18 protein-coding genes and 1 pseudogene are annotated in these 18,140 nt (G+C 45.0%); 10 read left to right on the top strand and 9 right to left on the bottom strand.

What is annotated here, in order from left to right; translation table 11 throughout:
* Positions 1 to 4: 4 nt before the first annotated feature.
* Positions 5 to 1,387: a signal recognition particle protein gene (ffh, locus tag NHB34_RS01070; RefSeq protein WP_353427718.1), complete on the top strand. Its 1,383-nt coding sequence runs from the start codon at positions 5 to 7 to the stop codon at positions 1,385 to 1,387.
* Between the two features lie 19 nt (positions 1,388 to 1,406).
* Here the strand turns inward: ffh and NHB34_RS01065 are convergent, their stop codons facing one another.
* On the bottom strand, positions 1,407 to 3,149 hold the full coding sequence (locus tag NHB34_RS01065; protein ID WP_353427717.1) for a proline--tRNA ligase: 1,743 nt from the start codon (positions 3,147 to 3,149) through the stop codon (positions 1,407 to 1,409).
* A gap of 48 nt (positions 3,150 to 3,197) precedes the next feature.
* Between NHB34_RS01065 and NHB34_RS01060 the strand changes: the two genes are divergently transcribed.
* Positions 3,198 to 3,797: an RNA pyrophosphohydrolase gene (locus tag NHB34_RS01060; RefSeq protein ID WP_353427715.1), complete on the top strand. Its 600-nt coding sequence runs from the start codon at positions 3,198 to 3,200 to the stop codon at positions 3,795 to 3,797.
* The gene (locus NHB34_RS01055; RefSeq protein ID WP_353427714.1) at positions 3,797 to 4,375 is read left to right on the top strand and encodes a CNP1-like family protein; all 579 of its coding nucleotides are present in this window, start codon (positions 3,797 to 3,799) and stop codon (positions 4,373 to 4,375) included. The genes NHB34_RS01060 and NHB34_RS01055 overlap by 1 nt, the downstream gene beginning before the upstream one ends.
* Before the next feature lie 41 nt (positions 4,376 to 4,416).
* On the opposite strand, the pseudogene proB reads toward NHB34_RS01055, so the two are convergent.
* The 4 genes and pseudogenes from proB to rplU form a co-directional block, all read right to left on the bottom strand.
* Positions 4,417 to 5,196, bottom strand: a pseudogene (gene proB, locus NHB34_RS01050) (glutamate 5-kinase); the annotation flags it as partial.
* Positions 5,197 to 5,229: 33 nt separating this feature from the next.
* Entirely contained in the window at positions 5,230 to 6,330 is a 1,101-nt protein-coding gene (gene obgE / locus NHB34_RS01045) for a GTPase ObgE (RefSeq protein ID WP_353427713.1), read from the bottom strand.
* A gap of 87 nt (positions 6,331 to 6,417) precedes the next feature.
* Positions 6,418 to 6,678 carry a 50S ribosomal protein L27 gene (rpmA, locus tag NHB34_RS01040; protein WP_114639550.1) on the bottom strand — a complete coding sequence of 87 codons (261 nt, stop codon included), beginning with the start codon at positions 6,676 to 6,678 and terminating at the stop codon, positions 6,418 to 6,420.
* A gap of 19 nt (positions 6,679 to 6,697) precedes the next feature.
* Positions 6,698 to 7,009: a 50S ribosomal protein L21 gene (rplU, locus tag NHB34_RS01035; RefSeq protein WP_011902040.1), complete on the bottom strand. Its 312-nt coding sequence runs from the start codon at positions 7,007 to 7,009 to the stop codon at positions 6,698 to 6,700.
* Positions 7,010 to 7,084: 75 nt separating this feature from the next.
* On the opposite strand from rplU, the gene NHB34_RS01030 reads away from it, so the two are divergent.
* Positions 7,085 to 8,089, top strand: a complete 1,005-nt coding sequence (locus NHB34_RS01030; protein ID WP_353427711.1) for a polyprenyl synthetase family protein — start codon at positions 7,085 to 7,087, stop codon at positions 8,087 to 8,089.
* Here NHB34_RS01030 and NHB34_RS01025 read toward each other — a convergent pair.
* The gene (locus NHB34_RS01025) at positions 8,086 to 9,021 is read right to left on the bottom strand and encodes a glycine/sarcosine/betaine reductase selenoprotein B family protein (RefSeq protein ID WP_353427709.1); all 936 of its coding nucleotides are present in this window, start codon (positions 9,019 to 9,021) and stop codon (positions 8,086 to 8,088) included. The two genes, NHB34_RS01030 and NHB34_RS01025, sit on opposite strands and share 4 nt — an antisense overlap.
* A 54-nt stretch (positions 9,022 to 9,075) precedes the next feature.
* On the opposite strand from NHB34_RS01025, the gene NHB34_RS01020 reads away from it, so the two are divergent.
* A complete protein-coding gene (locus tag NHB34_RS01020; protein WP_353427708.1) occupies positions 9,076 to 9,843 on the top strand; it encodes a fumarylacetoacetate hydrolase family protein in 768 nt (255 codons plus the stop codon).
* A gap of 97 nt (positions 9,844 to 9,940) precedes the next feature.
* On the opposite strand, the gene NHB34_RS01015 is transcribed toward NHB34_RS01020, so the two are convergent.
* Positions 9,941 to 10,960: a 2-dehydropantoate 2-reductase gene (locus NHB34_RS01015; RefSeq protein ID WP_353427707.1), complete on the bottom strand. Its 1,020-nt coding sequence runs from the start codon at positions 10,958 to 10,960 to the stop codon at positions 9,941 to 9,943.
* A 112-nt stretch (positions 10,961 to 11,072) separates the two neighbouring features.
* A complete protein-coding gene (locus tag NHB34_RS01010; RefSeq protein WP_353427706.1) occupies positions 11,073 to 12,488 on the bottom strand; it encodes a sodium:solute symporter family protein in 1,416 nt (471 codons plus the stop codon).
* 107 nt (positions 12,489 to 12,595) lie between these two features.
* Between NHB34_RS01010 and NHB34_RS01005 the strand changes: the two genes are divergently transcribed.
* Positions 12,596 to 13,582: a phytoene/squalene synthase family protein gene (locus tag NHB34_RS01005; protein WP_353427705.1), complete on the top strand. Its 987-nt coding sequence runs from the start codon at positions 12,596 to 12,598 to the stop codon at positions 13,580 to 13,582.
* Here NHB34_RS01005 and NHB34_RS01000 read toward each other — a convergent pair.
* Complete coding sequence (locus tag NHB34_RS01000) at positions 13,579 to 14,091, bottom strand: methylated-DNA--[protein]-cysteine S-methyltransferase (protein WP_353427703.1); 513 nt, start codon at positions 14,089 to 14,091, stop codon at positions 13,579 to 13,581. The genes NHB34_RS01005 and NHB34_RS01000 overlap by 4 nt on opposite strands.
* Positions 14,092 to 14,208: 117 nt before the next feature.
* Here NHB34_RS01000 and NHB34_RS00995 point away from each other — a divergent pair, with 117 nt between their 5' ends.
* From NHB34_RS00995 to NHB34_RS00980, 4 genes are read left to right on the top strand one after another with little or no spacing between them, the layout of a single operon-like run.
* Positions 14,209 to 15,498, top strand: coding sequence for a CNNM domain-containing protein (locus tag NHB34_RS00995; protein ID WP_353427702.1), 1,290 nt, complete (start codon positions 14,209 to 14,211; stop codon positions 15,496 to 15,498).
* Positions 15,495 to 16,589 (top strand): GspE/PulE family protein, encoded by a 1,095-nt coding sequence (locus NHB34_RS00990; RefSeq protein WP_353427701.1) that lies wholly within the window; start codon positions 15,495 to 15,497, stop codon positions 16,587 to 16,589. The genes NHB34_RS00995 and NHB34_RS00990 overlap by 4 nt, the downstream gene beginning before the upstream one ends.
* Positions 16,580 to 17,626, top strand: a complete 1,047-nt coding sequence (locus NHB34_RS00985) for a type II secretion system F family protein (protein ID WP_353427700.1) — start codon at positions 16,580 to 16,582, stop codon at positions 17,624 to 17,626. The genes NHB34_RS00990 and NHB34_RS00985 overlap by 10 nt, the downstream gene beginning before the upstream one ends.
* Positions 17,626 to 18,135 carry an A24 family peptidase gene (locus tag NHB34_RS00980; RefSeq protein ID WP_353427699.1) on the top strand — a complete coding sequence of 170 codons (510 nt, stop codon included), beginning with the start codon at positions 17,626 to 17,628 and terminating at the stop codon, positions 18,133 to 18,135. The genes NHB34_RS00985 and NHB34_RS00980 overlap by 1 nt, the downstream gene beginning before the upstream one ends.
* Positions 18,136 to 18,140 lie beyond the last annotated feature (5 nt).

The raw sequence follows: 18,140 nt of genomic DNA, 5'->3' as shown, positions 1-18,140 counted from the left end.
ATAAATGCTAGAAAACCTCACCGATCGTCTATCCCGCGTTGTGAAAACAATGCGAGGCCAAGCCCGCCTTACCGAAGCCAATACTGCTGAGATGCTAAGGGAAATCCGTCTTGCCCTTCTGGAGGCAGACGTAGCCCTACCCGTAGTGAAGTCTTTGTTAGAGCAAATTAAATTTAAGGCGCTGGGTGAAGAGGTTGTAGGTAGTCTCAGTCCAGGTCAAGCACTGGTCGGAGTTGTACAACGCGAGCTCACTCAAGTGATGGCGGGCGACACCAATCAAAGTGGTGAGCTTAATTTAGCCACTCAACCCCCGGCAGTCATTTTGATGGCAGGCTTACAGGGTGCAGGTAAAACCACCTCCGTTGGTAAGTTAGCCAAATGGTTACAAGAAAAAAAGAAAAAGAAAGTACTCACCGTATCTTGTGACGTGTATCGCCCTGCTGCGATCGAACAGCTTGAGACGGTAACCAAACAAGTTGGTGCCGAATTTTTTCCCAGCGACATCAATCAAAAACCAAACGATATTGCTGCTGCTGCTTTAGATTGGGCGCGCCGTCACTACTTTGATGTCTTGATTGTTGATACAGCAGGTCGTTTAGGTATTGATGAAGCGCTCATGCAAGAAATTAAAACATTGCATGCCAGCCTCAATCCAATCGAGACATTATTTGTGGTGGATGCCATGCTAGGGCAAGATGCGGTCAATACCGCTAAAGCCTTCCATGAGGCACTGCCACTGACTGGTGTGATTCTCACCAAACTAGATGGTGACTCACGTGGTGGCGCTGCACTTTCTGTGCGCCAAGTCACCGGTGTTCCGCTGAAATTCATTGGCGTAGCCGAAAAGATGGATGGCCTAGAAGCTTTTGATGCAGAACGTATGGCGAACCGCATCTTGGGTATGGGCGACATTCTTGCTTTAGTTGAACAAGCACAGCAACACGTCGATGTAGCAAAGGCAGAAAAGTTAGCGAGCAAGATTTCTAAAGGCGGGTTTGATCTTGAGGACTTTCGCGATCAGCTGATGCAAATGCAAAAGATGGGCGGAATGGCTAGCTTGATGGATAAACTTCCCAGTCAAGTGGCTCAGGCTGCCTCTAAAGCAAAGTTAAGTAATGCTGATAAACAAACCAAACGCATGCGCGGCATCATCGACAGCATGACACCTCAAGAACGCAGAAAACCCGAGCTACTTAAAGCCAGTCGTAAGCGTCGCATTGCCGCAGGCTCAGGCGTAGAGGTGCAGGAGGTAAATCGTCTGCTTGCTCAATTTGAGCAAATGCAAACAATGATGAAGCAATTTAAGGGCGGCAAGATGGCGCGCACCATGGCTGCTATGGCCGCTAAAGGAGCCGCCAAGGGTATTGGCGGTCTCTTTAAAAAATAATCAAAACAAGTTTGAAGAATTAATTGACTGATGTCTTTGCGGCCTGGACGGCTGCAATCACTTTTTCTTTAATTTGTGTCAAGGGCACATTCTGTGAATCTGCATCAGTACGGCTCTTAAATTCCACCTGAGAATCTGCCAAACCACGATCACCAATCACCACACGGAACGGCGCACCAATCAGTTCCCAATCGGCAAACATCGCACCTGGACGCTCATTGCGATCATCCAAAATGACATCAATGCCAGCAGCAAGCAATTCATCATGCAGCTGATCAGATGCGGCTTTAACGTGTTCTGACTTTTCGTAACCCATTGGGCAAATAACCACCTCAAAGGGTGCCATCGAGATAGGCCAAATAATTCCCTTTTCGTCATGACCTTGTTCAATAGCCGCACCAAGCAGACGAGTTACGCCAATGCCATAACAACCCATGACCATCGGCTGGGCTTTGCCTTGCTGATCTAAGTAAGTACAACCCATCGCTTCAGAGTAGCGGGTACCCAATTGGAAAACGTGACCCACTTCAATTCCACGGCATATATCAACAATACCTTTGCCATCAGGAGAAGGATCGCCAACTACCGCATTACGAATATCTAACACTAAGGGCTCTGGCAAATCACGGCCCCAGTTCACACCTGTCAAATGGTGGCCTGCATCATTTGCACCACATACAAAATCTGACATATTGGCTACGGTTCGGTCAGCAACAACAGTGACGCTTGCACTCACGCCAACAGGACCTAAATAGCCTGCAGGGGCATTACATGCTTGCTTAATTTCTGCTTCAGTAGCAAAACGTGACTCAGCCATACCTGGTACTTTGCTTGCTTTAACTTCATTAAGCTCATGATCACCACGTACCAACAACATAAAGAGTTTTGCTGGACCATTTTCTTGATCAGCGGCGAATAATAAAGACTTAACGGTTTTCTCAAGGGGGATATTGAGGAACTTTGCTACGTCAGCACAATTGGTTTTTTCAGGTGTCGGTACCTTTGTCATCGCTTGGCTTGCAGAAGCACGCGCAGCGATCAATGCCAAGGATTCAGCGGCCTCTAAATTGGCTGCGTAATCCGAATTCGGGCAATACACAATCGCATCTTCTCCAGTATCAGCGATCACATGAAACTCTTGGCTACCAGAACCGCCAATGGCGCCGTTATCGGCGGTTACTGCACGAAATTTCAAACCCATTCGCTTGAAGATGCGAGTGTATGCATCAAACATGATTTGATATGACTTCTTCAAACCTTCTGCATCACGATCAAATGAATACGCATCTTTCATACTGAACTCGCGCCCACGCATAATGCCAAAACGGGGACGACGCTCATCACGAAACTTCGTCTGAATTTGATAAAAATTGACTGGCAGTTGCTTATAGCTCTTAATCTCATTACGAGCCAAATCAGTAATCACTTCTTCAGAAGTCGGCTGAATTAAGAAGTCACGATCATGACGATCTTTGATGCGCAATAACTCAGGTCCCATTTTTTCCCAGCGACCTGTCTCTTGCCATAATTCTGCCGGTTGAATCATCGGCATCAGCAATTCGATAGCACCCGCACGATTCATTTCTTCGCGAATAATATTTTCAACCTTGCGGATTACTTTTAATCCCAAGGGTAGGTAGTTATAAACACCAGCGCTCAATTTGCGAATTAAACCCGCACGCACCATGAGCTTATGCGAAACCACCTCAGCGTCAGAGGGGGCTTCTTTTAGCGTCGCGAGAAATGATTGTGATGCTTTCATGTATGGATATAATCAAATCATTGATTTTAAAGGATTTGGGGCGCGATCATGCTTGACCGTGAAGGGTATAGACCCAATGTCGGCATTGTCCTCCTTAACAGCCGTAACGAGGTTTTCTGGGGAAAACGCGTTGGGCAGCATTCGTGGCAGTTCCCACAGGGTGGGATAGCTCATGGCGAAAGCCCTGAACAAGCGATGTACCGCGAATTGCACGAAGAGGTTGGCTTGCTACCGGAACATGTCCAAATTATTGGACGAACTAGGGACTGGCTTCGCTATGACGTCCCTGAGGAATATTTACGCCGCCAACATGCCACTCGTGTTCACCGCGCTGCATATCGAGGTCAAAAACAAATTTGGTTTTTACTGCGCTTTGTTGGTCTAGATAGCGACATACATTTGCGTGCAACTGAGCATCCTGAATTTGATGCATGGCGTTGGGTGCCGTTTTGGATTCAACTTGATGCTGTCATCGGCTTTAAGCGCGAGGTCTATCAACTTGCTCTCTCCGAGTTAGCACGCTACCTCGCCAAAGGAGTTCGCATGCAGCAACTCGCCTGGGGAACGCCGCTCGATATCTTCCAATCCTTTTACTCCAAGAGTGACGACCACTCCAAAGAATCTACTAAATCAAATAAACAAAAATGATGAGTTCACTCTTTCAACGCATTAGCCAAATACTGATTTGTATTTGTTTTGCTTTATCTCTATTGGCTTGTGCTGGTGATCCAATAGAAAGTGGCTTAGATCCATTTGCGCCAATGGTGTTTAAGGAGGGCGTCACCAAGATGCCCGCAAACCCACCCAACCCAACAACGCTCACTCCCTTTTACGTTTCTCAACAAACGATTTTTAAGTTTGCGGTTGACACTGATTCCATCTCGATCGGAGCTGATGGCGTAACACGCTATATCGTTGTAATGACCAACCCCAGCGGTGGCCAACAAGCTCAATATGAAGGTATTCGTTGCGATTCTTTCCAATGGCGCCTCTATGGCACACTGGAGAACGGATCATGGAGAGAAAATCCACTCTCAAGCTGGAAATCCATACAAAGCAATGTACCTAATCGCTACCAAGCATCTCTAGCGCAGGGCGCTTTCTGCAACTTCAACACACAAGAAAAAAATATTAAGACGGTTGTTCAGGCACTTAATCCAAATGGATATGGAGCCAGCAGATTTACTGGAGGAACTAAACCAACCAACTCATTTGGTGTTGAGTAGAAATAGTAAAAGTACTTAAATCTATTTAGGGCTTAAGGCTATTTTGCGCTTAAATAAGTGCCAATCTTCTCACCAGCCATCAGGCGAGTAAGAACACTTGACTCACGGCCAGAAGCGATTATGGTTGATGTACCTGTCTGAACTGCAATCTTTGCAGCTAGCACTTTAGTCAACATTCCACCCTTGCTCAGTTGGCTACCCGCGCCACCAGCCATTTTCTCTAGAGCAGGGTCGCCAGCAGTAGCATCACTTAATAGAGTGGCATCAGGATTCTGGCGTGGATCCGCAGTAAATAAACCGCCTTGATCGGTCAAGATCACCAATAGGTCTGCATGAACTAAATTACTTACCAAAGCAGCCAAGCTATCGTTGTCACCAAACTTAATCTCGTCAGTAACGACTGTATCGTTTTCGTTAATGATAGGAACAACGCCCAACTTCAATAATGTATCTAAAGTGCCTTTAGCATTAGCGTTGCGTTCAGCATGCGCCAAGTCTGCATTAGTTAACAAGATCTGCGCGCTACGTAATTGGAATTGCGCAAAACAGCTTTCATAAACCTGTATCAAACCCATTTGACCAACGGCTGCGGCTGCTTGCAACTGATGAATCTCTTGTGGACGCTTAGCCCAACCTAGGCGCTGCATACCTTCCGCAATCGCGCCCGAGCTCACCATCAATACTTCATGGCCAGCCTTTAACAACTCCGCAATCTGCCCTGCCCAATTAGCAATAGCGGCATGATCTAAGCCTTCGCCATTATTTGTAACAAGGCTAGACCCCACTTTGACAACTATCCGTTTTGTTTGCTTCAGACTCATAACAAATAAAGATACTTCATTAGTTTGGTTAATTTAGTCAGGCGTTTTATCCGAACTATGTTCTTCACTCTGCCCCTGATATCGTGGGTCAGCGGCACGCTCTTCTGCATCATCACGATCACGTCGTACGGAGTCCAAGTAATCCTGCAACGCATAACAAAGCTTCTCGCAACCCATACCTGTTAAAGCAGAAATCTCAAAAACTGGGCCGGTCCACTTAAACTTTTTCACAAAGTCGGCAACCACTTTCTTGCGATCCTCTTCAGGAATCATGTCGACCTTATTTAATACAAGCCAGCGTGGTTTCTCGACTAGAGCTTCATCGTATTTGCGTAACTCATTCACAATAGCATTTGCATCCGCCACTGGGTCAACATTCTCATCAAAAGGGGCAAGGTCTACTAAATGCAAAAGCACGCCGGTGCGCTGTAAGTGACGCAAGAAACGATGGCCTAAGCCAGCACCCTCGGCGGCACCTTCGATCAAACCAGGAATGTCGGCAATCACAAAGCTACGTTCACTACCAACCCGCACCACACCTAAATTAGGATGCAAAGTAGTAAATGGATAGTCAGCAATTTTTGGACGCGCATTGGATACTGCAGTAATCAATGTCGACTTACCTGCATTGGGCATTCCCAAAAGACCAACATCAGCCAAGACCTTTAATTCAAGCTTGAGCTTGCGACGCTCACCAGGTTTGCCATTAGTCTTCTGGCGTGGTGCACGATTGGTACTACTCTTAAAATGAATATTGCCCCAACCACCAACACCACCTTGCGCCAAACATAGGCGCTCGCCATGCGTAGTTAAATCCGCAATTGGTTCACCCGTTTCGTAATCAGTAATGATGGTGCCAACTGGCATACGCAACTCAATATCGTCACCTGCTCGACCATAGCAATCTGCACCACGGCCAGGCTCACCATTTTTTGCGGTATGCGTTTTGGCATAACGGTAATCAATTAAGGTATTGATATTGCGATCGGCAATAGCCCAGACGCTACCACCCTTTCCGCCGTCACCGCCATCGGGACCGCCAAACTCGATGAACTTTTCTCGGCGCATAGAAGCACTACCGGCACCACCTTGGCCAGCTATCACTTCAATACGCGCTTCGTCTATGAATTTCATGAATAAAAAAGGCCTCGCTTAGCGAGGCCTGTTCCTAAGAGTTAAATTCGGAATAAATCTGAATCAAACGTGTCTCAGTCAGGCGCCTTATGAACGAGGCAATACTGAAACTTGGGCCTTCTTCAAAGCGCCCTTAACGCCAAATTCCACTTGGCCGTCAATCAAGGCGAACAAAGTGTGATCCTTACCAATACCAACGTTTGCACCTGGATGAACACGTGTGCCACGTTGACGAACAATGATGCTGCCAGCATTAATATGCTCGCCGCCGTAAACCTTTACGCCTAGGCGTTTCGATTCTGAGTCGCGGCCATTTCGTGTTGATCCGCCGCCTTTTTTCTGTGCCATATCTTTCTCCTACCCTGAATTAGGCTTTAATCGTGTTGATCAAAATTTCAGTGAAATTCTGACGATGACCTTGGTGCTTTTGATAATGCTTGCGACGGCGCATCTTAAAGATTGTCACTTTATCGTGACGTCCTTGGGAGACGACAGTGGCCATCACAGCTGCACCATTAACCAATGGATCACCTAATTTCAGTGAAGCGCCTTCGCCAACGGCGAGGACTTGGTCAAGAGTGATTTCGCTGCCGATTTCCGCTGGTATCTGTTCTATTTTCAATTTTTCGCCAGCAGCAACTTTATACTGTTTGCCACCGGTTTTTATGACCGCGTACATGGTTTGAAACCTCAATTAATATCTACATTTAAGCTAATCCACCCTGGATAAGCTAAGCCGATTATTATATCTTGCATGACGAGCACTGTCAAAACCAATGACCTAAGCCAAATCCTGGCACCAGTTTCCTTAGAATTCAAGGACTTAGACCAGGTAATTCGTGATCGTTTAGCCTCAAAAGTGGCCTTGATTGACCAAATTTCTACCTACATCATTCAGGCCGGTGGAAAGCGGGTAAGGCCAGCTTTATTGCTGTTAATTGCCAAAGCTTTGGCTAACGGCAAACCTACGCCCCACACCCTAGAAATGGCTGCCGTAGTTGAATTTATCCATACAGCCACCCTCCTCCACGATGACGTAGTGGATGAGTCCACTCTCAGGCGCGGTCGCGAAACTGCCAATGCCGCCTTCGGCAACGCAGCCAGCGTTTTAGTGGGTGATTTTTTGTATTCCAGAGCATTTCAAATGATGGTTGGTCCTAACGATCTTCGCGTCATGCAAATTCTGTCTGATGCGACCAATACGATTGCCGAAGGTGAAGTCTTGCAATTGCTCAATATGAACGACCCTGAAGTAGACGAAGCAAGCTATCTGCAGGTAATTCGTTACAAAACTGCCAAACTATTTGAGGCATCAACTGAACTCGGAGCAATTTTGGCGCAAGCCAGTGATGCGCAACGAGAACAGGCGGCGGCATTTGGCAGGCACATTGGTACCGCCTTTCAATTAATGGATGACCTATTGGACTACACCGCTAACGCAGCTCAAATGGGTAAGAATGCAGGTGATGATTTGCGCGAGGGCAAACCCACTCTGCCATTAATTTATTTGCTTGAAAATGGTACGCATGCAGAGCAACTCTTAGTGCGCGCAGCAATTGAACAAAACCAAGATCTACCAGAAGACGTTTTTACGCAAATCTTAAGTGCGGTACAAAACTCTGGTGCACTTGATTACACGCAAACTGCTGCTAAACGTGAAGCAGACTTAGCATTGCAATGTATTCAAGATTTTCCAAGCAATGATGCAACTATCGCCCTACGCGATCTGTGTGTTTACTCGCTCACTAGACAAACTTAAGACCCAACGCTCTTCATGCGCAGTTCACGGGCAGTAATGCGAGCCTGCTCAGCCTCTTCGCGCAGTCGCGTAAGCTCCTCTTTTGAGAGCCTCTCAAGATTTGAATAGTCTAGTTTCCAGCTCGGGTCAGCAGACCAAATCAAAGGTGATTGCATGGTTGTTCTGGGTGCTGGCGCAGCCTCTAAAAGACGCAAAGCTAATTCAAAATTAAGCTGCCGAGATGAGGGGTCATGTGGCTTAGCTGCAGCATTTCCTAGGGGAAAATCGCTGAATAAAAATCTAGGCACGCCACAATATTCAACGATATCTTTGGCAGCGCCCATCACCACCGTAGAAATTCCTTCTGCCTCTAAAAAACGTGCCAACAAACTTTGACTCTGATGACAAATAGGGCAATTTGGAATTAATACCGCTACGTCAACATGATCAGCACGCAACATCTCCAAAATCATGGGAGCATCTATCTCTAAAGTATGTCGCTGGCTTCGATTGGTGGGTAAGCCATAAAAGTGCGGCGATAGAGAAGCAATTCTGCCCGTATTTTTTGCTTGCTTGGCAGCCCCCAAAGGAAACCAACAGTGACTATCTTCCATATTGGCGTTTTTGCGATCAATACCAACGTGTGCAATACGAAGGTCAGCATCTTTATCGATAGAGCATTGATACGGCTTATAAAATTTTGCGGCAGCGTTATAGGATGCGCCAGGCCCTTGATCGCCTTTTTCTGCGTCATAAGGAACTGCAGTCGTAATTAACGCCAGAACCGATTGATTTAATGGTTTCTTAAGTGGGCTAAATGGAACTTCCGTGTAATGTGCCCACACATATGGATTGCCATAACCCAAGCCCAAGTAATAGTTACGAGTACGTTCAATATAGCGAACTGGTTGATCCCATTCTGGTGCAAAAACTAGTTCAGAGACTTTAGTCATCAGCCCACCCTGTAAGATATCGCCTATTAAATATTTAACTTATAGGAAAACATTATGGCTCAATGGCTCAGATTTCAGCATCAAGGCAAAAGTGGATTAGGGAGAGTTCAGGGCGACCAAATCGCTGTGTACTCTGGAGATTTGTTCAACAATCCACAAGCTACTGGTGAAACACTCCCGTTAGCAAATGTCACCATCGATATTCCTTGCACCCCCTCGAAGATGGTGGCGATGGTCGATAACTTTCATGCGCTTGTTACCAAGCTAGAGCATGCAGTGCCTGCTGAACCTTTGTATTTCTTAAAAGGCAATAATTCATTCTTGGCAGCCAATCAAGTGATTCGCACACCAAAATCTTATTCAGGAAAAGTGGTTTACGAAGGTGAATTAGGAATTGTGATTGGTAAACGCATTCATGAAGTAGATGAATCTGAAGCTGCAAAAGCGATTTTCGGGTACACCTGCATCAACGATGTCACTGCAATTGAAATTCTGAATCGCGATCCTGGTTATGCTCAATGGACTCGTTCAAAGAGCTTTAATACCTTTGGTGTATTTGGCCCTTACATCACTACGGATGTTGACCCCAGCAAGCTCACCATCAAGACTATTTTGAACGATCAAGAACGTCAAAATTATCCAGTTGCAGACATGATCTTCCCGCCCGCTAAATTGATTAGCCTGATTTCACAAGATGTTCCACTTGAAGCTGGCGACATCATTGCTTGTGGCACCTCTGTAGGCGTCGGATCTATGAAACCTGGTAGCAATGTCAGCATCATTATTGATGGCGTCGGTAGACTCGATAATCGTTTCGAATAAACACGCATCTACATCAACAATGCAAAAGCCCTTGCGTTTTAGCAAGGGCTTTTTGTTTGCCGCACAAAAAAATTACTTAAATTACATCAAATAATTTTTAGTAACCAGATACTGAAGGCAAGGCCAAACTACCTTTAGAGGCCTGTACGTTTTCATCCAAATATTTGGTCAAAGCAAAAACAGTATTCAGACAAGGCGTTGGAGTCTGAGTAATGCGACCTAATTCAATAACCGATCCTAAGAGCGCATCAATCTCCAAACTACGACCAGCCTCTAGATCTTGCAACATGGATGTTTTGTGTCTGCCAACCTTTTCGGCACCAGCAATACGGCGCTCAATATCAACACGGAAAGTAACCCCCAACTTTTCGGCGATCGTTTGTGCTTCGGCCATCATGTTGCGCGCCAACTCTTTAGTCAATGGATATTGACAGATGCCTTCAAGCGTTCCGTGTGTCAGCGAGCTGATTGGATTGAAGGTCATATTTCCCCAGAGTTTTAACCAAATCTCAGAACGAATGTCGTCCAAAATTGGCGATTTAAACCCTGCGGCAGTCATCATTTCAGACATCTTCTGAATGCGATCCGTTGTCTTGCCATCCAGCTCGCCCAATGGGAAGCGATTACCTTCCACGTGACGAATCACACCTGGAGCTTGTGTAAAAGTAGCCGGATAAACAACGCAACCAATAATGTTGTTCGGATTAATTGCCTTTTTAGCAAGTCCACCAGCATCGACCGTTTCAACCGAATGATCTTGATACTCACCACCGAGCTTTTGGAAATACCACCACGGAATTCCATTTTGCATTGGAATCAAGATGGTTTCTGGGCCCATGATGGCAGCCAAATCATCAATGATTGGCTCTACCTGATGCGCCTTGACCGCCAAAATAACAACGTCAGGAGTCTCGGCATCCCGAATTTTTTCTACTGCCTTTACTTGGGCCACCAAAGGCTCTGGCTGATCATCCATAATCAACGCCAAACCACGCTCTTTAATTGCCGCAAGTGTTGCGCCACGCGCAACCACTGTCACATCATTGCCCGCTCGGGCCAACATGACAGCCAGATAGCCGCCAATGGCGCCACCTCCCCCGATCACACAAATTTTCATAGGAACTCCACAAGAATAAAAATTTTGAATTAAAGATATTTTAATGTGAATGTTTTGCGGTGCAACAAATTTAATTGCTTATTTTTTAAGCAGCTATTGCAAATTTATTGCTTTAAACCGCTTTAAGCTCGTCTTTTGGAACCAAACTGCCCAAAATCATGCCAGCAATACTAGCCAATAATCCAGCTAACTGAGGGGGCATGATTGCATTGGGCGCCAAAATTTCGCAGCTAATCCAAATGGTCAACCCACCAACTACCGCTAGCAATCCCCCCAAAGAATTGGCTTTGGACCAATAAACCCCAAATGCTAAGGGTACAAATGCGGCCACTAAGGTCACCTTGTAGGCACTTTCCACCATTTTGAAAATAGAGAGCTCAGAATTTACTGCAAAGAATGTCACGACCAAGGCAAAGCACAGCACTGTGATTCTCATAATTTTTAGTAGCGCATGATCAGATAGATGCTTAAAAAAGCCTCGAACAATATTTTCAGCAAAAGTAACAGATGGGGCTAAAAGTGTGGCACTAGCACAGCTCTTAATCGCAGAAAGTAAAGCGCCAAAGAACATCACCTGCGCGATAAGGGGAGCATGATTCAAAATTAGTTTCGGCAAAATCATTTGGGGGTCAGTAGTGAGATACTGCTTCACCAAGTCCGGACTAATCAAGGTTGCTGAATACGCCAAGTACATCGGCACAAAAGCAAAAATAAAATAGAGCACGCCACCTAAAATTGCCGCATTGACTGCGATATTCACATTTTTACTTGAGGTAATTCTTTGGAATACATCCTGCTGAGGAATAGAGCCTAACATCATGGTGCAAAGCGCAGCGACAAATCCCAGAATTGATGCCAAATTCATATCCGGCCAAAAATTGCTGAATTGCCCAGCTGCCGCAGCATGCTCAATTACAGAACTGATTCCACCAGTTTGGACTGTCATCTCACCGCCGATATACAACATGCCAATCACAATGATGATCATCTGAATAAAGTCAGTAATAGCTACCGACCACATACCACCAAACAAGGTATAGATTAAAACGCTGGCGGCGCCAATCATCATGCCACCCGCTTGAGAAATACTGCCCTCAGAAACCACACTAAAAACCAAACCAAGGGCTTTGATCTGAGCGGCTACCCAACCCAAATATGAGACAACAATACAAAGCGTCACCAGAACTTCAACAGTACGACCATACTTTTCTCGAAAGAAATCACCAATCGTTAGCATTCGTCTGTTGTACAGATGCCGAGCAAAAAATAGGCCAACCAAAATTAAACAAAGAGAAGATCCAAAGGGATCAGAAACTACGCCACCCAACCCCTCTTTTAAAAAGGTTGCTGGTATCCCCAAAACTGTCTCGGATCCAAACCAGGTTGCGAAAACTGTAGCCGTCACTATTGGCATTGGGAGGCTGTGTCCTGCTGCAGCAAAATCAGCAGTGTTTTTAACGCGCAAAGCCGCCCATAAGCCGATGCCCACAGAAACCACCCAGTAGATGATGACGAACCAAATTAGCACGTCAGATTTCTCCTCAAGAATTTGATGGAATTATATGGCTATGTCACTTTTGTCAGTAAGGAATTGCAGCCATAATTTATTGGCGCCGTGTCTGACATAATTGGTGGGTGCAATCGCCTACATCAAGCCTTACCAACACCCAAGCCGAAGATCTGGCATACCAAAAGACCATTTTGCGGTCGGTATCCAGAACCTTCGCGCTCACCATCCCCCTTCTTCCAGAACCAATTGAAAAAGTAGTAGGTAACACTTACTTACTTTGCCGCATTGTCGATACCATTGAAGACGCAGCCAATTTAAGCGTCAGTAAGAAACAAGAGCTCTCCAAATTATTTATAGATTGCGTGCAAGAGCGTTTACCCACACAGGATTTCGTCAACGCCTGCCTCTTAGCACTACGAGATTATGGCAATCTCGATGAACTCGATCTCATCGCCCACACCCCAACTGTTCTCAGAATTTTGCATACCTGCTCTCAAGAAGATCAAGTGGCAGTCAGTAAATGCGTCGCCATTATGTCAGAGGGGATGTCTTATTTTCATGGCAAGCAAACACAAGCCGGACTTAATGACCTCAAAGAATTTGAAAAATATTGTTATGTTGTTGCCGGGGTCGTCGGGGAACTCTTAACAACGATTTTTAGCAATCACTCCGCCGCATTTGCCAAAAGCCTTCAAGCTAGAGAAGGATTGGCAATTGCTTTTGGTCAAGCACTACAAATGACCAACATCCTTAAAGACTCTCCAGAGGATCAGGCTCGAGGAGTTTCTTGGAAGCCTGCCGATATAAGCCAGTCAGATCTCTTGCGTATTGCTTATGAAAAACTACAAGATTCAATGCAATACATTCTGCTGATTCCAAAACAAGATAGCGGAATACGCCGCTTCTGTTTTCTAGCCTTTGGCCTAGCGGTCATGACACTGAGCAAAATTGCTAAGCGCACCAAATTTAATCATCAGAGTGAAGTGAAATTATCTAGAAGAACGGTAATGACTTTTTACACTTTTACTGGTCTTGCTGTTCATAGCGATCTCTTGATGAAAAGTTTTTTCTACTACTCATCGAAAGTTCTGAGAAAATTTGCCAGAGCTTAAAGCACTCCCTCGTGCTTGAGTAGCCAAGTTTTAATTTGTCGATAAAGACCGGGGGTATTTTCTTTCATAAAGCCGCCGATACCTTGGGCTGAAACTACTCGATGACAGGGTGTGATTAATGGAAAAGGATTTGCACCACACGCAGTCCCTACTGCACGCGGTCCACTCTTAATTGCACCTGCAATCTCACCATAGGTTCTGGCTTCTCCAGGCGGAATCTTCCGAATACTTTGCCAAACTTTTTGTTGATGTGCCGTTCCAGATCGCTTCATTGGCAAATCAAATTGATAATTTGGGTCTTTAAAATACGCCTTGCACTGTTTAGCCACCTCTTTAGCCAATGCATTCTGAGGTGATAACAAAGGCTTAGTGACCGGAAGATAGTCAATTTTTGACAACATCAGGCTGCCGTCCACCAATTCAGTTGCAATACCCAATCGACCAAAAGGTGCCTCAATCACGCAATAATTTGCGCTTTTTGCAATTAAGGAGTCTTTTGTCTGGGGCATCAGAAAGATTCTCACACAATTTCAGCAAAGAGGAAGGCAATTCACCAAGTTTGATCTATAGCCTGCGACACCTCACTTTGCTATATTGAATCATCCTGTATTTACATAGGCAAACAGATGGATAACTTTTTTGACGCTTGGCCACTCTATAGTCAGGCTGCTTTAGTCTTGTTTTTACTTGCGCTTTCTGGCTTTTTCTCAATGGCCGAAACTAGCATGCTTTCCTCCAATCGCCATCGACTGCGAGCGATGGCCAATGGCGGAAATTCAGGAGCAGCCCTAGCCGAAAAACTCCTTAAACGAATTGATTCCTTGCTCTCGGTATTACTGATCTCGAATAATTTGATCAATACCATTCTTCCCATTCTTGTCACTGGCATTGCTTTACATCTATTTGGTGAGAGCGGGCTTGTTCTATCAATTGCGACCCTTGTGGTTGCTTTACTCATCATTGTGTTCAGCGAGATCACACCAAAAGTGATTGGGGCTGCTTTTCCAGAAAAGATTGCTTCCAATGTCGGCTGGCTAATTCTGCCACTCACATTTATCTTTACCCCACTCTTATGGCTAATCAATAGTTTTGTATCTGGATTAATGAAAGTCTCAGGCCTGCAATCGTCCTCTGATAGTAGAACAATGAGTAAAGAAGAATTGCGCAGCTTAGTCCTGGAATCAAACCGCTTTGTGTCAAACCATCACCGCAATATTTTGCTGAATTTATTTAATCTAGAGAACATTACTGTTGATGATGTAATGACCCCAAGGTCAAAAATTGAAGTGCTTGACCTTTCCAGACCCATTGATGAGGTGGTTCAGCAATTAGAAACTTGCTATCACAATAAATTACCAGTTTGTGATGGCGATTCTGAGAGGATTGTTGGCATCCTCTCTGTTAAAAAAGCTCTGTCATTACTAGGTGACTCTGTCTTGAAACACGAGGACTTTCGCTCCCTTTTAAACGAGCCCTATTTCATTCCGAGTGGCACGCCAGTATTACAGCAAATGCAATTTTTCCAAGACAACCAACAACGCCTTAGTTTAGTGGTCAATGAGTATGGTGAGGTTTTAGGTTTAGTGACTTTTGAAGATATCGTAGAAGAATTAATTGGTGAATTCACCACCTCGTTTTCACACCTCTCTACAGACCCTCACTGGCTAGCAGATGGCACCTATCTGGCAAGCGGTGGAGCATCGCTAAGAGACCTCAATCGATTATTAAATTTAAACCTTCCACTTGAAGGTCCACGCACCTTAAATGGTCTTATTCTCGAAAAGCTAGAGGCTATTCCAGATCATGATGTCAGCATCAAAATTGGTGGGATCGTTATGGAAATTGTTCAGTTTGACGACCAAGGCGTAAAAACAGTCAAACTTTACCGACCCAATCTTGATCAAGATTTAGTTTGATCGGTATTCATGATGAATCTTTCATTATTCACACCTGGCAAGAGATCGTAGAAAATGCGCTTCATGCCAAGGCAAGTGATATCCACATTGAGGCTCGCCCACTAAGTAGTCTTGTGCGTATTCGAGTCGATGGATTATTGCAAACGCAATATGAATACCCAATCGAATTTCATGAACGACTGATTACCCGCATCAAGATACTAGCGCGCCTAGATATTGCGGAGAAACGCATCCCACAAGATGGGCGACTATGTATTGGCTTGGATTTTTCAAATCCCCAAATTGATTGCCGCGTCTCTTTACTGCCAACACTTTATGGTGAGAAAGCTGTTATTCGTATCTTACATAGTCAAATTGAAGAACTTGACCTTAATAAAATCGGTTTATTACCTGAGCAGTTACATTTATTACAAACTGCGATTGCCCAGGCAAATGGATTGATTCTCGTAACGGGCCCTACTGGTAGCGGCAAAACCCGCACCCTCTATAGCTGCCTGAATCAACTAAACCAGACGCACCGCAATCTGTGTAGCATTGAAGACCCTATTGAGATTCGCTTACCAGGCGTCAATCAAGTGGCCTACCACCCACGCGCAGGTCTTGTGTTCTCAACCATTATCAAAGCCCTGTTACGTCAAGATCCCGATATCATCATGATTGGTGAAATTAGAGATAGTGCCACTGCAAATTTAGCAATTCAAGCAGCGCAAACTGGACATCTGGTTCTCAGTACTTTGCATACACGCGATGCAAGAAGCGTCTTACCAAGATTGCACAGCTTAGGTATTGAGCAAGAGCTGCTTGAGTCTTGCTTGTTATGCGTTAGCTCACAGCGTCTTGTCAGAACGTGCTGTGTATCTTGCAAAGATTCATTACTCAACCAGCATTCCAATCAAAATCTTGAGCTGTGTACAGCCTGTCATGGAAGAGGGTATTCTGGTCGCATTGGTATTCATGAAGTGTTAAGCGTTGAGCAAGTTTTAGATGCTTCTTTGACATATGTCAGCATGATCGAAGCTGGACAGCACTACATCAACTCAGGATTAATAGACCAAGCCTCATTGAACGCGGAAGTTTACTCGTGGCGCTAAGTGCTCAATCTCAGTTGGCATTTTCAGAACAGCTATTAACTCTACTGAATGCTGGTTTACCTCTTCTAAATGCCGTGCAACTTATTCAGTCGAGCGCTGATACAGACTCACAGCTATGGCTTCAAGAAATTCAAATACAACTCAAGAAAGGCAATAGCTTTTCTCAAAGTCTAGCAAGTCAAAGAAACCTGTTCTCTGTAGAGCTGATCAACCTTATTCGCGTTAGCGAAAGGACAGGCGATATGCAACTAGCTCTCAAAATCATTAATCAACAACTAGAGTCCCAAATTCAACTCAAGCAAAAAATTAGACAAGCGCTCACTTATCCAATCACCACATTGACATCTTGTTTTTTATTACTCATTGTCATGATGCTCTGGGTCATCCCTGTTTTTAAAGAGGTCTTTGAAAATTTTCAGGCCGACCTTCCTATGCCTACTAGGGTCCTAATTCAGATATCCACCATTATTCACAGTCACTTTCTTGTAATGAGTATTTGCTTTCTTGCTTGTGTGCTTGCTTTTCTCATCGGCTGGAATAAATACCCTCAGCTCCAAAAGAAATGTGATCTATGGTTACTTCGGGCTCCATTATTAGGAAAGCTACTCCGTATTGCAGCACTGCAATACTGGTGTCGCACCTTGGGTCATTTACTGGAATCTGGTTTACCTCTTCCAGATGCACTAAGAGTTACCGCCGAGTCTTCGAATCATTGGACCAGTCACGACCTTAGCGCCGAGATTTTCAAGCACATCACTCGGGGCTGGCCATTTGGGGAAGCCTTGCAAAAAGCAGATCCGCAAAATCGTTTCTTTGATTTCGAAACCCTGCAACTGTTGCATATTTCTAGTGAGAGTGGCCTGCTAGCTAACATGCTTAGCAAACGTGCCAATACACTCAGTGACCTGTTAAGCAAACAATTAAACAATCTAGGTCAGACCTTAGAACCCTTGCTAATCATCTTAATTGGAATCATTATTGGCGGTCTTGTTATCGTTTTATACCTACCAATATTTCATTTGGGGCAAATTGTTTAATGGATGAATTGACCTACTTAGTGATAGTCAAGATTGCACTCATCATTACACTCCTGTTGTTGGCCTATATTGATTTACGTTCTTTTCAATTGCCAAATACCATCACGATTCCGATGATGGCTATTGGCATCGTTTTCAATGTCATAGGCTCACCACCACACACGGGATTAACCAGTCCTGTGGCAAGCCTTTTGGGCGCACTCACTGGCTTTGCAGTCCTGTGGGCGCTAGATAAACTGTATTTCTTATGCAAGAAACAACATGGCATTGGCTTGGGGGATGCAAAACTACTATCGGCACTCGGTGCATGGCTTGGAATTGGCGCCTTACCCAACATTCTTCTGATCGCCTGTATCAGTGGCCTTATTGGAGGATCACTTTGGCTACGCTACCAAAGACAAGCCCTAAGGTCCGCCTTTCCGTTTGGCCCTTTTCTTGTTTTTGCTGGCATTATTGAACTCTTATGGCCACAACATCTACAAGCCCTCTTACTGAGCAGCCCAACTTAAGTGCG

Origin of the sequence: Polynucleobacter sp. MWH-UH19D (assembly GCF_040409795.1) — a bacterium.
Lineage (GTDB): Bacteria > Pseudomonadota > Gammaproteobacteria > Burkholderiales > Burkholderiaceae > Polynucleobacter.
The sequence above is the reverse complement of the archived record's forward strand: the minus strand, read 5'-3'. Positions and strand labels throughout refer to the sequence as shown.

Coding starts and splice junctions, on each gene's coding strand:
- NHB34_RS00980 (WP_353427699.1), top strand. CDS start 17,626: ATGGATGAATTGACCTACTTAGTGATAGTCAAGATTGCACTCATCATT.
- NHB34_RS01025 (WP_353427709.1), bottom strand. CDS start 9,021: ATGACTAAAGTCTCTGAACTAGTTTTTGCACCAGAATGGGATCAACCA.
- NHB34_RS01060 (WP_353427715.1), top strand. CDS start 3,198: ATGCTTGACCGTGAAGGGTATAGACCCAATGTCGGCATTGTCCTCCTT.
- NHB34_RS01015 (WP_353427707.1), bottom strand. CDS start 10,960: ATGAAAATTTGTGTGATCGGGGGAGGTGGCGCCATTGGCGGCTATCTG.
- NHB34_RS01055 (WP_353427714.1), top strand. CDS start 3,797: ATGAGTTCACTCTTTCAACGCATTAGCCAAATACTGATTTGTATTTGT.
- NHB34_RS01065 (WP_353427717.1), bottom strand. CDS start 3,149: ATGAAAGCATCACAATCATTTCTCGCGACGCTAAAAGAAGCCCCCTCT.
- rplU (WP_011902040.1), bottom strand. CDS start 7,009: ATGTACGCGGTCATAAAAACCGGTGGCAAACAGTATAAAGTTGCTGCT.
- obgE (WP_353427713.1), bottom strand. CDS start 6,330: ATGAAATTCATAGACGAAGCGCGTATTGAAGTGATAGCTGGCCAAGGT.
- ffh (WP_353427718.1), top strand. CDS start 5: ATGCTAGAAAACCTCACCGATCGTCTATCCCGCGTTGTGAAAACAATG.
- NHB34_RS01030 (WP_353427711.1), top strand. CDS start 7,085: ATGACGAGCACTGTCAAAACCAATGACCTAAGCCAAATCCTGGCACCA.
- NHB34_RS01000 (WP_353427703.1), bottom strand. CDS start 14,091: ATGCCCCAGACAAAAGACTCCTTAATTGCAAAAAGCGCAAATTATTGC.
- rpmA (WP_114639550.1), bottom strand. CDS start 6,678: ATGGCACAGAAAAAAGGCGGCGGATCAACACGAAATGGCCGCGACTCA.
- NHB34_RS00995 (WP_353427702.1), top strand. CDS start 14,209: ATGGATAACTTTTTTGACGCTTGGCCACTCTATAGTCAGGCTGCTTTA.
- NHB34_RS01020 (WP_353427708.1), top strand. CDS start 9,076: ATGGCTCAATGGCTCAGATTTCAGCATCAAGGCAAAAGTGGATTAGGG.